General features: G+C 61.0%; 13 protein-coding genes. 4 read left to right on the top strand and 9 right to left on the bottom strand.

From position 1 onward, the window contains the following. The first annotated feature begins 43 nt into the window (after positions 1-43). The gene (locus tag CAG25_RS16860; RefSeq protein WP_085612279.1) at positions 44-442 is read left to right on the top strand and encodes a YbaY family lipoprotein; all 399 of its coding nucleotides are present in this window, start codon (positions 44-46) and stop codon (positions 440-442) included. 26 nt (positions 443-468) lie between these two features. Then, positions 469-1,158, top strand: a complete 690-nt coding sequence (locus tag CAG25_RS16855; protein WP_011332665.1) for a DUF4197 domain-containing protein — start codon at positions 469-471, stop codon at positions 1,156-1,158. On the opposite strand, the gene CAG25_RS16850 is transcribed toward CAG25_RS16855, so the two are convergent. The 3 genes from CAG25_RS16850 to CAG25_RS16840 all read right to left on the bottom strand — a co-directional run bounded on the left by CAG25_RS16850 (position 1,155) and on the right by CAG25_RS16840 (position 7,206). Next, positions 1,155-2,549: a Fic family protein gene (locus CAG25_RS16850; protein WP_085612278.1), complete on the bottom strand. Its 1,395-nt coding sequence runs from the start codon at positions 2,547-2,549 to the stop codon at positions 1,155-1,157. The two genes, CAG25_RS16855 and CAG25_RS16850, sit on opposite strands and share 4 nt — an antisense overlap. Positions 2,550-3,030: 481 nt before the next feature. Then, positions 3,031-6,099, bottom strand: coding sequence for an efflux RND transporter permease subunit (locus CAG25_RS16845; RefSeq protein WP_085612277.1), 3,069 nt, complete (start codon positions 6,097-6,099; stop codon positions 3,031-3,033). A gap of 6 nt (positions 6,100-6,105) precedes the next feature. Next, positions 6,106-7,206 carry an efflux RND transporter periplasmic adaptor subunit gene (locus CAG25_RS16840; protein ID WP_085612276.1) on the bottom strand — a complete coding sequence of 367 codons (1,101 nt, stop codon included), beginning with the start codon at positions 7,204-7,206 and terminating at the stop codon, positions 6,106-6,108. A gap of 94 nt (positions 7,207-7,300) precedes the next feature. On the opposite strand from CAG25_RS16840, the gene CAG25_RS16835 reads away from it, so the two are divergent. Further along, positions 7,301-7,936, top strand: a complete 636-nt coding sequence (locus CAG25_RS16835; RefSeq protein ID WP_085612275.1) for a TetR/AcrR family transcriptional regulator — start codon at positions 7,301-7,303, stop codon at positions 7,934-7,936. Positions 7,937-7,981: 45 nt separating this feature from the next. Here the strand turns inward: CAG25_RS16835 and CAG25_RS16830 are convergent, their stop codons facing one another. Beyond that, positions 7,982-8,764, bottom strand: a complete 783-nt coding sequence (locus CAG25_RS16830) for a class I SAM-dependent methyltransferase (RefSeq protein WP_064593732.1) — start codon at positions 8,762-8,764, stop codon at positions 7,982-7,984. Positions 8,765-8,857: 93 nt separating this feature from the next. On the opposite strand from CAG25_RS16830, the gene CAG25_RS16825 reads away from it, so the two are divergent. Continuing rightward, complete coding sequence (locus CAG25_RS16825) at positions 8,858-9,472, top strand: energy transducer TonB (RefSeq protein WP_085612274.1); 615 nt, start codon at positions 8,858-8,860, stop codon at positions 9,470-9,472. Positions 9,473-9,476: 4 nt separating this feature from the next. Here CAG25_RS16825 and CAG25_RS16820 read toward each other — a convergent pair whose 3' ends face one another. The 5 genes from CAG25_RS16820 to tsaB all read right to left on the bottom strand — a co-directional run bounded on the left by CAG25_RS16820 (position 9,477) and on the right by tsaB (position 13,114). Continuing rightward, positions 9,477-10,169, bottom strand: a complete 693-nt coding sequence (locus CAG25_RS16820) for an extensin family protein (RefSeq protein WP_085612273.1) — start codon at positions 10,167-10,169, stop codon at positions 9,477-9,479. Between the two features lie 2 nt (positions 10,170-10,171). Beyond that, complete coding sequence (locus tag CAG25_RS16815; protein WP_085612272.1) at positions 10,172-11,008, bottom strand: oxaloacetate decarboxylase; 837 nt, start codon at positions 11,006-11,008, stop codon at positions 10,172-10,174. Between the two features lie 32 nt (positions 11,009-11,040). After that, on the bottom strand, positions 11,041-11,901 hold the full coding sequence (locus tag CAG25_RS16810) for a DUF72 domain-containing protein (protein WP_085612271.1): 861 nt from the start codon (positions 11,899-11,901) through the stop codon (positions 11,041-11,043). Next, entirely contained in the window at positions 11,901-12,209 is a 309-nt protein-coding gene (locus tag CAG25_RS16805; protein ID WP_007954720.1) for a hypothetical protein, read from the bottom strand. Before CAG25_RS16805 ends, CAG25_RS16810 begins: the two co-directional genes overlap by 1 nt. Positions 12,210-12,439: 230 nt before the next feature. Beyond that, positions 12,440-13,114 carry a tRNA (adenosine(37)-N6)-threonylcarbamoyltransferase complex dimerization subunit type 1 TsaB gene (gene tsaB, locus CAG25_RS16800; RefSeq protein ID WP_085612270.1) on the bottom strand — a complete coding sequence of 225 codons (675 nt, stop codon included), beginning with the start codon at positions 13,112-13,114 and terminating at the stop codon, positions 12,440-12,442. Positions 13,115-13,187: the final 73 nt, after the last annotated feature.

Here is a 13,187-nt window from a genome sequence, read left to right as displayed (position 1 = left end):
TTCCCTGGGCGCCCTTACGGTGCCCATGTCTTTTGAGGTCCTGATGAAAAAAATTTCTCTTCTCGCCGCCGCCACGTTGTTGAGCGCCTGCCAGTCTACGACACCGGGCGGTAAAACGAGCCTCGACGGCGAAGTGTTCTACCTGCAACGCATCGCCCTGCCGCCCAGTGCGACCTTGAGTGTGAGCCTGCAGGACGTTTCGCTGGCCGACGCTCCGGCCGTGGTACTCGACGAACAGAAAGGCCCGGTCAAAAGCCAGGTGCCGCTGCCGTTCCACTTGAGCTACGATCCGGCCCAGGTCAAACCCGGCCACCGCTACTCGGTCAGCGCGCGCATTGAAGTCAACGGCGAGCTGATGTTCATCACCACCGAAAACCATGCCGTGCAGCTTGATGGCAAGGATCCACAGCCACTGAAGATCCGCGTCGACTCGGCCCGTTAACGCCCTTTTCAAACAAGGAAGCTCTCATGCTCCGTCCTACCCTTCGCTTCGCCGGCCTGTGCGCGGGCCTGATGATCTCCGCCAACGCACTGGCCCTGTCCCTCAGCGACCTGTCGCAAGGCGACGCCACCGGTGGCCTCAAGGATGCCCTGACCCAGGGCGCGCAACTGGCCGTCAAACAACTCGGCACCCCGGGCGGTTTCAGCAACAACCCGGACGTGAAGATCGAACTGCCGGGCAAACTCGGGAAAGTCGCCGGCAAGATGAAAGCCTTCGGCATGGGCGCTCAAGTTGAAGAACTGGAAACCGCCATGAACAAGGCCGCGGAAACCGCCGTCACCCAGGCCCAGCCGATCCTCGTCGACGCCGTGAAGAAAATGAGCGTGGAAGACGCCAAAGGCATCCTCAGCGGCGGCAACGACTCCGCTACTCAATACCTGGACAAATCCAGCCGCGAACAGATCCGCACCAAGTTCCTGCCGATCGTCAAACAGGCAACCGACAAGGTCGGCGTAGCCCAGAAATACAACGCCTTCGCCGGCCAGGCCGCAACCTTCGGCGTAGTGGATGCGAAGAGCGCCAACATCGAAAGCTACGTGACCGAACAAGCGCTGAATGGCCTGTTCGAAATGATCGGCAAACAGGAAGAAACCATTCGCAAGAACCCGGCCGCTGCGGCGACGAGTCTGGCGAAAAAAGTGTTCGGTACGCTCTAAACCGGCACCACACGGGAGTGAGTTTTCTCACTCCCGTTGTTCAATCCGTCGCCAGCAGACACACGTAAAAAGTACACCCACTCGCGTCCCATTTTCTTCTTCTCGAAAACCTGCAGCTCAACCAACCCGCTCAACGCCGACACCGCTGTGTTGTAGGCACAACCAAGATGCTCCTTGACGTTCCCCGCCGTGAACTCCCTCGCCACCCCGCTCCTGGCCACCTGATAAATGGCCCGCTGCCGCTCTGTCAGCCGATCAAAAAAGCCCGAACAGGTCAACCAGCGCTCGAAGCCTTCGCTGTACGCCACACTCTTGCGGTACACATCGGTAAAACCCTCCACCGCCCGCAAAATCACCGAACACTGAAACTCGATGAAGTACGTCAGGTCGAGCTCATCAGCCTCGCTGTGCAAATACGACCGCCCGTACTTTACCGGCGCGTTGCGCAGTAAAAGACTGATCGCGATATAGCGGAATGCCGAAAACTCATGCTTGAACATGAACCAGTAAAACAGCGCCCTGGCGACCCGCCCGTTGCCATCGCGAAAGGGATGTTCATAGCCCAGGGCAAAGTGAAGCGTGATCGCCTTGATCAGCGGATGCAGGTAGTTTTTTTGCCGAGGTGAACCCTGTGGTTGATTGATCCACTGCGAGAGCAAATCCAGTCGCCTCACCAATCCGACCGCAGGCGGTGGCGAGTGCACGGTATTTCCTTCGCCGTCCTGCACCACCACTTCATCGTTCGTCCTGAAAAGTCCGGGGTCGTACTGCGCGTCATCAATGCCTTCGACACCGACCCGATGCATCGACGCAATCAACTTCACGCTCAAAGGCTCGTAACGTTTTTCCCAGGCGAAATTCATCATCCGGTAATTACCCATGACCATCCGCTCATCCGGCGTCCGCGGCTGGCGCCGTTGCTTGAGCATGTCCTTGGCAACACGAGTGGTGGTCGCGGCGCCCTCCAGCTGACTGCTGCTGATCGCCTCATCCTCGATCAGATCGTTGAGCAGATAACTGAAATACGCCCGCTCGCCTATCTGGCTGGTCATGTATTCCAGCGACGCCGTCGTGGTTTGCCGATCAACCACTGAAAGGGCCTTCTGCGCGGTTGGCGTCGGCACAAACTTCCCCCACTGCGCCGGTTCCCCCAAACGCAGAAGATGAATGTACTGAGCGACACGCGCCTTCTTGACCAGCGCCCAACACAAACGCGAATCCAGCCCGCTGGCCCAGCGATACCGCAAATCCTCAAAAGGCAGATACCGCCCCTGATCATCCAGCGGCTTGAGCAACGCAAGATAGTCCGCCAGACGCTGCTTGTGAGGCGCGCGCATCAACAACTCAAAGACCGGATCGGCCCGACCTTTCAATACCGGCGGTTTCTTCATCAACGCTGCTCAACCAAGCTGAAAAACAGCCTCGAGTACAGCACCGCCAACACAGCGACTCAATATCGGAGGCGTCTGAAAAAAACGTAGGAGACGGCGCAAGGTCCTACAAAGCTGCTTGCTCTCAAAAGAAATAGGTCGGCCCACAGACCGCCATCGCTAGCAGGCTCACTCCCACAGTTGAAACGGGTTTCCTCAAAAATATGACGTAGCCAACCCACTCAACACGATGAGCGTTAGCTCGAGTACAGCTCTTGACGTGCCGGCCCCATCGGAACGAAGGAACCCCGAGCCCCAGCGAGGGGCCGAACGCCGGGGCCCAGACCTTTGGTTCCTTTGGGCTGGGCCGGCACTCCGGCGTTTGCCAAAGGGACCCGCCGTAAGGGCGAAACCATAAGAAGCCGTTACCGCAGCAACGGATATGTACCCAAAACACCCAGAGCATGGCCGGCCCAAAGGCCGCCAAGCTCACCAAACCAAATCAAGACTCCTTGCGAACCCGGAACCAAGCCGCATACAACGCCGGCAAAAACAAAAGCGTCAAAGCAGTAGCAACAATCAACCCCCCCATAATCGCCACCGCCATCGGCCCAAAAAACACACTGCGAGAAAGCGGAATCATCGCTAACACCGCCGCCAAAGCCGTCAACACAATCGGCCGGAACCGCCGCACGGTCGCCTCGATAATCGCCTGCCACGGCTTGAGCCCGGCGGCGATGTCCTGCTCGATCTGATCCACCAGAATCACCGAGTTACGCATGATCATCCCCGACAGCGCGATCGTCCCGAGCATCGCCACAAAGCCGAACGGCTGACGGAACACCAGCAGAAACAGCGTCACTCCGATCAACCCCAGCGGCGCCGTCAGAAACACCATCGCCGTGCGTGAGAAGCTACGCAATTGCACCATCAGCAACGTCAGCACCACGACAATGAACATCGGCACCCCGGCGTTCACCGACTTCTGCCCACGCTCCGAATCCTCGACCGTACCGCCGACATCCAGCAGATAGCCGTCCGGCAATTCGGCGCGGATCGGATCAAGCGTCGGCATGATCTGCTTCACCAGCGTTGCCGGTTGTTCCTTGCCATAGATGTCCGCCCGCACGGTCACGTTCGGCAGACGATTGCGGTGCCAGATGATGCCTTCCTCGAAGCCATATTCCAGCGTGGCAATCTGCGACAGCGCGACGCTGCGACCGTTGTCGGTCGGCACCGCCAGACTCGGCAGCAACGACAGTTCGGTGCGCTCGTGCACGGTGCCGCGCAGGAGGATTTCGATCAATTCGTTGTCCTCGCGGTACTGGCTGACGCTGGAGCCGGTCAGCGAACTCTGGAGGAATTTCGCCAGATTCGCCGTGCTCACACCCAGTGCCCGGGCGCGATCCTGATCAATGTTCAGGTACACGACCTTGCTCGGCTCTTCCCAGTCCAGATGCACATTCACCACATGCGGGTTCTCGCGCACTTTGGCCGCCACCTTGCGCGCCAAAGCACGGACTTCCTCGATGTGCTCGCCGGTGACACGGAATTGCACCGGATAACCGACCGGCGGGCCGTTTTCCAGGCGCGTGACCCGCGAGCGCAAGGCCGGGAACTGCTCGTTCAACGTGTCGATCAGCCAGGTGCGCAGCGCTTCGCGCTCCTCGATGGTTTTCGCCAGAACGACGAACTGGGCGAAGCTCGCCGCCGGCAGTTGTTGATCCAGCGGTAGATAGAAACGTGGCGAACCGGTGCCGACGTAAGCGACATAGTTGTCGATGCCGGTGTGATCCTTGAGCATCGCTTCCAGCCGTTTGACTTCGGCCGTGGTATTGGCCAGCGAGGCGCCCTCGGCAAGCTTCAGATCGACCATCAGCTCCAGTCGCCCGGAAGCCGGAAAGAATTGCTGCGGCACGAACCGGAACAACGCCAGCGACGCAACAAATAGCAGCACGGTGAGCACGATCACGGTTTTGCGCCGACGTACGCACCACTCCACCAGACGCCGTACCCGTTGGTAGAACGGCGTGCCGTAGGGATCAGTGTGGCCGTCAGCCGTGCCGTGTTTGGCCGCGTGAATTTTCGCCAGATCCGGCAGGAGCTTTTCCCCCAGATACGGCACGAACACCACCGCCGCTACCCAGGATGCGAGCAAGGCGATGGTCACCACCTGGAAGATCGAGCGGGTGTATTCGCCGGTGCCGGATTGCGCCGTGGCAATTGGCAGGAAACCGGCGGCGGTGATCAGCGTACCGGTGAGCATCGGGAACGCGGTGCTGGTCCAGGCGTAACTGGCGGCTTTGATCCGGTCAAAGCCCTGCTCCATTTTGATCGCCATCATCTCCACGGCGATGATCGCGTCGTCCACCAGCAAACCCAGCGCCAGTACCAGCGCACCGAGGGAAATCTTGTGCAGGCCGATGCCGAGGTAATACATGCAGGCGAACGTCATCGCCAGCACCAGCGGAATGGTCAGCGCCACCACCATGCCGGTGCGCACGCCGAGGGAGAAGAAGCTCACCAGCAACACGATGGCCAGCGCTTCGACCAGCACCTGGACGAACTCGCCGACGCCGGTTTTCACGGCTGCGGGCTGGTCGGAGACCTTGCGCAATTGCATGCCGGCCGGCAGGTTTTTCTGGATGCGGGCGAATTCGATTTCCAAGGCCTTGCCCAGCACCAGAATGTCGCCGCCGTCCTTCATCGCTACCGCAAGACCGATGGCGTCTTCGCCCATGAAGCGCATGCGCGGTGCCGGAGGATCGTTGAAACCGCGCCGCACGTCAGCGACATCGGAGATGCGGAACGTACGATCCCCGACCCGGATCGGGAAGTTCTTGATCTCGTCGACTGTCTGAAAATTCCCCGACACCCGCAGCTGCAAACGCTCGCTGCCGGTTTCGAAAAACCCTGCGGTGGACACCGCATTCTGTTCTTCCAGCGCCTGCTGCACGGCTGCCAGCGGCAAACCGAGGGTGGCGAGTTTGACGTTGGACAATTCGACCCAGACCTTCTCGTCCTGCAAACCGAGCAGATCGACCTTGCCCACGTCCTTGACCCGTTGCAGCTGGATCTGGATGCGGTCGGCGTAATCCTTGAGCACCGCGTAGTCGAAACCGTCGCCGGTCAGCGCATAGATATTGCCGAAGGTGGTGCCGAACTCATCGTTGAAAAACGGCCCCTGAATGCCCGGCGGCAGGGTCTGGCGAATGTCGCTGACTTTCTTGCGCACCTGATACCAGAGATCCGGAATCTCCACCGAATGCATCGAGTCGCGGGCAATGAACGTGACCTGGGATTCACCGGGGCGCGAGAACGAAACAATCCGCTCGTACTCGCCGGTTTCCATCAGTTTCTTTTCGATGCGTTCGGTAACCTGGCGCGAGACTTCCTGAGCCGTTGCGCCGGGCCAGCGGGTCTGGATGACCATCGCCTTGAAGGTGAACGGCGGGTCTTCGCTCTGGCCGAGCTTGGTGTAGGACAAGGCACCGACAATCGCCAGCAAAAGCATCAGGAACAGTACGATCTGGCGATTGCGCAGCGCCCAGGCGGAAAGATTGAAACCCATCGGGGATTACTCCTTGTCCGCCAGATTGACCACGCGGTTGGAGCGATCCACCGGACGCACCTGCTGCCCTTCCAGCAATACGTGAACGCCAGCGGCGACCACCCAGTCGCTGGCGTTCAGGCCTTCGAGCACCGGCACGGTTTTCTCACCGAACGGGCCGACGCGCACCGGGGTCTTTTTCAGGGTGTTGTTGGCGCTGACGACCCAGACGTAGGTCGCGCCGTTTTCGGCAGTCAGTGCCGAGAGCGGCACCGACAGCGGGATGACATCGGCGGTCCGCACGAAGACCCGGGCGCTCTGGCCCAGTTCTGCCGGGACCTTGCCGGCGGTGAATGAAATGCGTGCGGCGAAGGTGCGGGATTTCGGATCGGCGGCCGGCGACAGCTCGCGGATCTGCCCGGCGAAGCGCTGGTTCTGTTGCGTCCATAGCTCCACAGAGACCGGCTGGCCGACCTTGAAGCGGCCGAAGCTCTGCTCCGGCAGGCTGATCAGCACTTCCCGTTCGCCGTCAGTGGCGAGAGTGAAAACGGTCTGCCCGGCGGCGACCACCTGCCCGACCTCCACCGAACGCTTGGCCACCACGCCATCCTGGGGCGCGCGCAGCACGGCGTAACTGGCCTGATTGGTCGAGACGTTGAATTCGGCTTTGATCTGTTTCAGGCGGGCCTCGCCGGAGCGATAGAGATTTTCGGCATTGTCGTAGGCCGAGCGGCTGACCATCTGCCGTTCCATCAGGGTCTTGTAGCGGTCACGCTCGGCACGCACCAGGTTCAGGTTGGCTTCGGCCGCCGCGACCTGGGCCCGGGTGGCTTCCAGTTGCAGGCGCACATCCTGCGGATCGAGCTCGGCGAGTGGCTGATCGGCCTTCACGCGCTGGCCTTCCTCGACCAGTCGTCGGCTGACTTTGCCGCCGATGCGGAACGCCAGATCGGGTTCGTAGCGGGCGCGAACCTCGCCCGGATAACTTTCCATCGCCTGCGCCGAAGGCTCTGGCTGCACCACCATGGCCGGTCGCACGTTGACTTGCGTCACCTCTTCCTTGCCACACGCCGACAATAAAAAAGCCAGACTGACTGGCACCGCAAAGGACAACGCATGGCGGAACATGGTGAAGGACCTTTCGCTAAGGAGGCTTGGAATAATTATACTGGCCGGTATGTTATTAATAGCAAACTCACCAGTCCAGTATTAAAAGCGAAGAATGTCGAACAATCTTTCCACTCCAAACGGCCCGGGCCGACCGAAGGATCCGGCCAAACGCCAGGCGATTCTCGAGGCGGCGAAAATCCTGTTCCTGAGTCATGGCTATGCCAACACCAGCATGGACGCGGTGGCCGCCGAGGCCGGGGTGTCGAAGCTGACGGTCTACAGCCATTTCAACGACAAGGAGACGCTGTTCTCTGCCGCCGTGGTGGCCAAATGCGAGGAGCAATTGCCACCGCTGTTTTTCGAATTGCCGGACGGCATCGCGGTGGAAAATGTGTTGCTGAACATTGCGCGAGGCTTTCACCACCTGATCAACAGCGATGAATCGGTGAACCTGCATCGTCTGATCATGGCCTTGGGCAGTCAGGATCCCAACCTGTCACTGATCTTCTTCGAGGCCGGCCCTCAGCGCATGGTGCAGGGAATGGAACGTTTGCTGCGGCGGATTCACGAAACCGGCGTGCTGAGCATCGACAACCCGCACAACGCCGCCGAGCACTTCTTTTGCCTGATCAAGGGCGCCGGGAATTTCCGCCTGTTGTACGGCTGCGGTGAGCCGCTGACCGGCGAGGCGGCGGAAAGTCATGTGCAGGAAGTGGTCGGGCTGTTCATGCGGGCTTTTCGACCCTGAAAACAAAAATCCCACGCCATGCGTGGGATTTTCTTATGCGACGGCTCAGGCCTTGAGCGCTTTCTTCGGGTAGATGTCATAGCGGCTGGATTTGCCATCCAGCGCATGGCTCGGCTTCGGCCCTTCGATGCACGGCGCCTTGCGCGGGCGCTTGACCACCACCCGGTGCGTGGCCAGCGCCAACGCCGCTTCCAGCAAGGCCGGTGCATCCGGGTCATCGCCTACCAACGGGCGGAACAGGCGCATTTCCTTCTTCACCAGCGCGGTTTTCTCACGGTGCGGGAACATCGGGTCGAGGTAGATCACCTGCGGCGGCTCGCCCTCCCAATTGCGCATCACGTCGATGGAGTTGCCCTTGAGCAGCTTCATCCGCGCCACGATCGGCGCCACCTCGAAGTCTTCCGCAGCGCGGGCCAGACCATCCTCCAGCAACGCGCCGATCAATGGCTGACGCTCGATCAGGCTCATCTCGCAACCGAGGCTGGCCAGCACGAACGCATCCTTGCCCAGCCCTGCCGTGGCATCCAGCACCCGAGGACGCACGCCCTGGGCGATGCCGACCGCCTTGGCGATCATCTGCCCACTGCCGCCGCCGTACAACCGGCGATGGGCCGCACCGCCCTCGACGAAGTCGACCCGCACCGGTCCCGGCGCATCCGGCCCCAGTTGTTGCAGCTGCAAACCCTGCTCGCCGACCTGCAGGGCAAACTCGCCATCAGCCACCTGCAACGGCAGGTTCAGGCGTTGCGCCCACTGCTCGGCCTGCGCTTCGAACGTCGGGCCGAGGGCCTCGACATGGATGCGGCAGGCCGCGGGTTGCTCAATCATGGAAAACACGCTCAAAAAAGTTAAGGATCGGCAAAAACCGCCGATAACCCAATCAACGCGCATTTTGCCAGAGCTGAGCGTCAACCGAAAAAAATGTCAGGCATTCTTCCCACATCGATTGGCTACATTTCGCCCACAGGCGACTTCAGCCGTCATAACACTCAAGCATTGGGCGGCGTCAGCCACCTGTGGCAGGATTTCTTTGCCCAGGCACTGGCCGAACAATCGAGTGATGTGGTGCCGGCCTGCGGCACGTTCCCACCGGTTGACCTGGAAAGCCCTGAAGAACCGACTGTCGGCAGCGAACTGCACGCGCACATCGTCAGCCAGCGTGAATGCGATGTGGTTGAAACCGAGGTGCGTCCGCCGGAGCCGCTGTTCCTGCCGATTGCCGAGATCGACATGACGCTGGCCGAGCCGTACCCTCCGTTCCCGCCAGAAGAAATCAAGACTCAGCAAAAGCAGCAGGATTTCGACAGCAGCTGGGTTCGTCCGGTCGTGATCAACAACGGCCAGCCGATTCCGGAGCCAGGCCCTGCCCCGCAGAAAAAACCGCTGTACCTGCCGATTGCCGAGTTCGACCTGGATCTGCTGCAGCCGTACCCGCCATTCCCGCCGGAAGCCATCGTCGAGCAGCAGAAAGCCCTGGACTTCGATAACGGCTGGGTACGCCCAATCGTTCAGCAGAACCTGCGCATCGCCGCCTGATTCCTCAGCGACACACGCTCCAGCGCCCGACATCGACATGAAAGTGATTGCGATGGGCGGCGTTGTAATCCGGACTCAACACCACACTGAACACCTCGCAGGCGCCATCGCGCACCTGACGTAGAAACTGCGCGTCTTGGTTTTGCTTCGGCCAGTCCTTGAGCACGCTGATCGCACGACCATCCGCCAGGCGGAAGCCGGCGATGTCCAGGGCATCGGCGCTGGCGTGGCGGCTGAGCGCGCCGCTCTCGCGGTTGTAGACGTTGCGGCAGGCAAAGCTGCCAAGATGATCGACCCGCGCCACGGATTGACCGTAGACCTGCTGCGCCGCCGGTTGCAACGTATGGCGCTCGAACATCGCAAACGCCACGGCCAACGGGCAACTGGCGAGAAAGCTGCTGCTGAGCCCCACCCCGCCGCCCTGCACGCGCAAAGCGCTGATCAACGGACATTTGGCATCCGGACTGTCGGCCTGTGGCGAAACCCGCAGGCCAGAGCTGCCCAATGCCTGCTGGCACAACAGCGGATCGCTGCGCAGGCGCATCAACTTGTAACCCGTGAGCCAGTTGGGCGTCGCCTGCACGTCCAGCGGCGCCCACGGGTTCCACTGCGGCGGCACATCGAGCCAACCGCGCCAGACGCCGATCAGCCCGCCACCGATGATCAGCAGGCCTGCCAACACCAGCCAGCGCCCCATGCTCATCCCTTGAAGAATTGATTGGCCTTGGCGTACGGCATCGAACGGGAGGTGAAGGTGAACGTGCCGGACTGCTGGATTTCTTCAGCCGCGCGGAAAAACTCACCCAATGCCGCCAGTGCCAGCGCCGAGCCGGTGCTGATCCGCTTCACGCCCATTTCTTCCAGCTCCTGCACGGTCAGTTTCAAGCCGCCGGACATCAACACATTGACCGGTTTCGGCGCCACTGCGCGCACTACCGCGAGGACTTCTTCGGCGGTGCGCAGGCCCGGCGCGTACAACACGTCGGCGCCGGCTTCGGCAAAGGCCTGCAAGCGGCGGATGGTGTCGTTGAGATCGGGATTGCCGTGCAGGTAGTTTTCCGCACGGGCCGTCAAGGTGAAGGGAAACGGCAAGGTGCGCACGGCAGCGACGGCGGCTTCGATCCTTGCCACCGCGTGTTCGAAACAGTAGATCGGCGAGTCTTCCCGGCCGGTGGCATCTTCGATCGAACCACCCACGGCGCCCGCCTCGGCTGCGCGGATCAGACTCTGCGCCGATTCGGCCGGGGCGTCGGCGAAGCCGTTTTCCAGATCCACTGCCACCGGCAAATCCGTGGCCGCGACAATCGCCCGGACATTGGCCAGCGTATCGTCAAGACTCAGGCCACCATCGGGCTTGCCTTGGGAAAACGCATAACCGGCGCTGGTGGTCGCCAGCGCCTGATAGCCGAGACTGGCGAGCATATTCGCGGAACCGGCATCCCACGGATTGGGAATCACGAAAATCCCGGGGCGTTCGTGCAGGGCTTTGAAGGTTTCGGCTTTACGGGCTTGTTGTTGACGGGCTTGGGCGTCCATCGGCAGGCTCCTGGGCAGGAAAGAAATCCGCCTCAGAGCAGGCCAAGTTGCTCAGCGGCGGGTTCTCTGTATAGCTCAGGCAAAGGTCGCAGGCCAGGCAAACGTTGCATCAGTTGTGCGTGAAAACGTTGCGCCAGCTTCGCCGCAAGAATGTTGTCGGCGGTGTGCAGGAAGATGTACGGCGTGCGGCCCTCTTCGATCCACTCGGCGATTTTCGCCACCCACGGCACCAGGAACGGGTCGTTGGCCTCAAGCTCCGGATGGCCGATGAAGCGCACCTGCGGGAATTGAGTGAACGCTGCCGGCCGTGTCGGCACGCGGGGCTTTTTTGATTGGGCGTGGATCACTGACGATTCGGTGGACAGGCAACTGAACAGCGCGCGCGGATCGAGACAGATGCGCTCCACGCCACGATCCAGCAACAGCCGGTTGAGCAAACGCTCACTCTCACCCTTGGCGAAAAACTGTTCGTGGCGCACTTCCACCGCCAGCGGACAATCCAGCGCATCGATGAATGCGGCAAGCTCAGGCAAGCGGTATGGCGTGAAGCTTTTCGACAGTTGCAGCCACATTGGCGAGACGCGCTCACCGAGCGGTTTGAGCAACTGGAGGAAGGTTTCGGCGGCAGTCAGTTGATCGCGCAAATCGCCGCTGTGGCTGATGTCACCGGGAAACTTGGCAGTGAAGCGAAAGTGCTCCGGCATCACCTCGGCCCAGCGCTGCACGGTGGCCGGCGACGGGCTGGCGTAGAAGGTCGTGTTGCCTTCCACGGCGTTGAACACTTGTGAATAGAGCCCGAGGAAATCGGAGGTCCTGGCGTCTACCGGATACAGATACTCGCGCCAGGCGTTTTCGCTCCAGGACGGGCAACCGAGGTAGTAAGGCAGATCCATCAGATGTACAGATCGAGGCCCAGCACGTCTGCATCCCAATCGACAAAACCGGCGGTGCTCAGGTAGCTGGCCAGGGCCATGGCCACGCTTTTCTTCATCGCGCGGTGATAAATCATGTCTTGTTGGCGGGCGGGCAGATTGCTCAGGCGTTGGGCGGTGGCTTTGGCGGCACGGGCAGCCAGTTGCTCTTCGGTCGGGAATTCCAGCTCGCCGTCGATATCGTCGACGGACTCATCCAGCGCCGGATTGCCTTTGCGAGGCTTGCGCTTGATGGGGTAGGAATGAGTGGAAACGCCGTCTATACGCATAAAGTCATGCTCGGTATCGATGATGGCAATTTAGCGGCACCTGACCGACTTAGCAAATCGCCGAGTGATAACTAGAACACATAAAAGACAAAAGGTTTAAAGCGCGGGGTTAGAAACGGACGATTGGCGTTTGCCGATGAGCGCATCGCGAGCAGGCTCGCTCCCACATGATTTGCGACACTCATGTGGGAGCGAGCCTGCTCGCGATTGGGAAAACTTGATTTCGAGGATCAACGAGCCTTGGGGGTGGCCACTTTGTCGCGCAGGTAAACCGGCTGGGCGTCGTCTGCCGGAATCGCTTCACCGCGCTCCCAGGCAAATCGCGCCAGGGTCAGCAGGTCTTCGGCATGGGGCAGCATGCCAGCGTCGAACCCGCTCAGGTTTACAGCGATGCGTTCGCCATAACCCCAACCAGTGCCAGCACCGAACCAGTCACCCGAAGCATCGTCCGGCAATGCGGCGACTTCCGGCGGCAACACCGCCTCGGCGCCCACCAGACGCATCTCCCCGGCCGTCTCGCGGTAGCAGCCCCAATACACCTCATCCATCCGCGCATCGATGGCGGCCGCAACCTGGCTTACGCCGTGCTCGCGATAAGCCCGTTGCGCCAGCACGGCCAGGTTCGACACCGGCAACACCGGGCGATCCAGCGCAAAGGCCAGGCCTTGCACCACGCCAATGGCAATCCGCACACCGGTGAATGCGCCCGGGCCACGTCCGAAGGCGATGGCGTCCACCGCTTGCAGGGTGGTGCCGGCGTCGGCCAGCAGTTGCTGGATCATCGGCAGCAGTTTCTGCGCGTGCAGGCGCGGGATCACCTCGTAATGGCTCGTGACCTTGCCGTCATGCAGCAAGGCAACGGAGCAAGCTTCAGTCGCGGTGTCCAGGGCCAGCAAGGTGCTCATCGATGTGTCCGTAAATCAGGTGGGGGAAAAAGTGCGCCAGTATAAACAACTACGGCCCGCAAGCGGGCCGTGG

Origin of the sequence: Pseudomonas sp. B16(2017) (assembly GCF_002113205.1) — a bacterium.
Lineage (GTDB): Bacteria > Pseudomonadota > Gammaproteobacteria > Pseudomonadales > Pseudomonadaceae > Aquipseudomonas > Aquipseudomonas pharyngis.
This window is presented reverse-complemented; position numbering and strand designations above follow the sequence as displayed.

Coding starts and splice junctions, on each gene's coding strand:
- CAG25_RS16835 (WP_085612275.1), top strand. CDS start 7,301: ATGTCGAACAATCTTTCCACTCCAAACGGCCCGGGCCGACCGAAGGAT.
- CAG25_RS16820 (WP_085612273.1), bottom strand. CDS start 10,169: ATGGGGCGCTGGCTGGTGTTGGCAGGCCTGCTGATCATCGGTGGCGGG.
- CAG25_RS16825 (WP_085612274.1), top strand. CDS start 8,858: ATGTCAGGCATTCTTCCCACATCGATTGGCTACATTTCGCCCACAGGC.
- CAG25_RS16805 (WP_007954720.1), bottom strand. CDS start 12,209: ATGCGTATAGACGGCGTTTCCACTCATTCCTACCCCATCAAGCGCAAG.
- CAG25_RS16810 (WP_085612271.1), bottom strand. CDS start 11,901: ATGGATCTGCCTTACTACCTCGGTTGCCCGTCCTGGAGCGAAAACGCC.
- CAG25_RS16815 (WP_085612272.1), bottom strand. CDS start 11,008: ATGGACGCCCAAGCCCGTCAACAACAAGCCCGTAAAGCCGAAACCTTC.
- CAG25_RS16840 (WP_085612276.1), bottom strand. CDS start 7,206: ATGTTCCGCCATGCGTTGTCCTTTGCGGTGCCAGTCAGTCTGGCTTTT.
- CAG25_RS16830 (WP_064593732.1), bottom strand. CDS start 8,764: ATGATTGAGCAACCCGCGGCCTGCCGCATCCATGTCGAGGCCCTCGGC.
- CAG25_RS16850 (WP_085612278.1), bottom strand. CDS start 2,549: ATGAAGAAACCGCCGGTATTGAAAGGTCGGGCCGATCCGGTCTTTGAG.
- tsaB (WP_085612270.1), bottom strand. CDS start 13,114: ATGAGCACCTTGCTGGCCCTGGACACCGCGACTGAAGCTTGCTCCGTT.
- CAG25_RS16855 (WP_011332665.1), top strand. CDS start 469: ATGCTCCGTCCTACCCTTCGCTTCGCCGGCCTGTGCGCGGGCCTGATG.
- CAG25_RS16860 (WP_085612279.1), top strand. CDS start 44: ATGAAAAAAATTTCTCTTCTCGCCGCCGCCACGTTGTTGAGCGCCTGC.
- CAG25_RS16845 (WP_085612277.1), bottom strand. CDS start 6,099: ATGGGTTTCAATCTTTCCGCCTGGGCGCTGCGCAATCGCCAGATCGTA.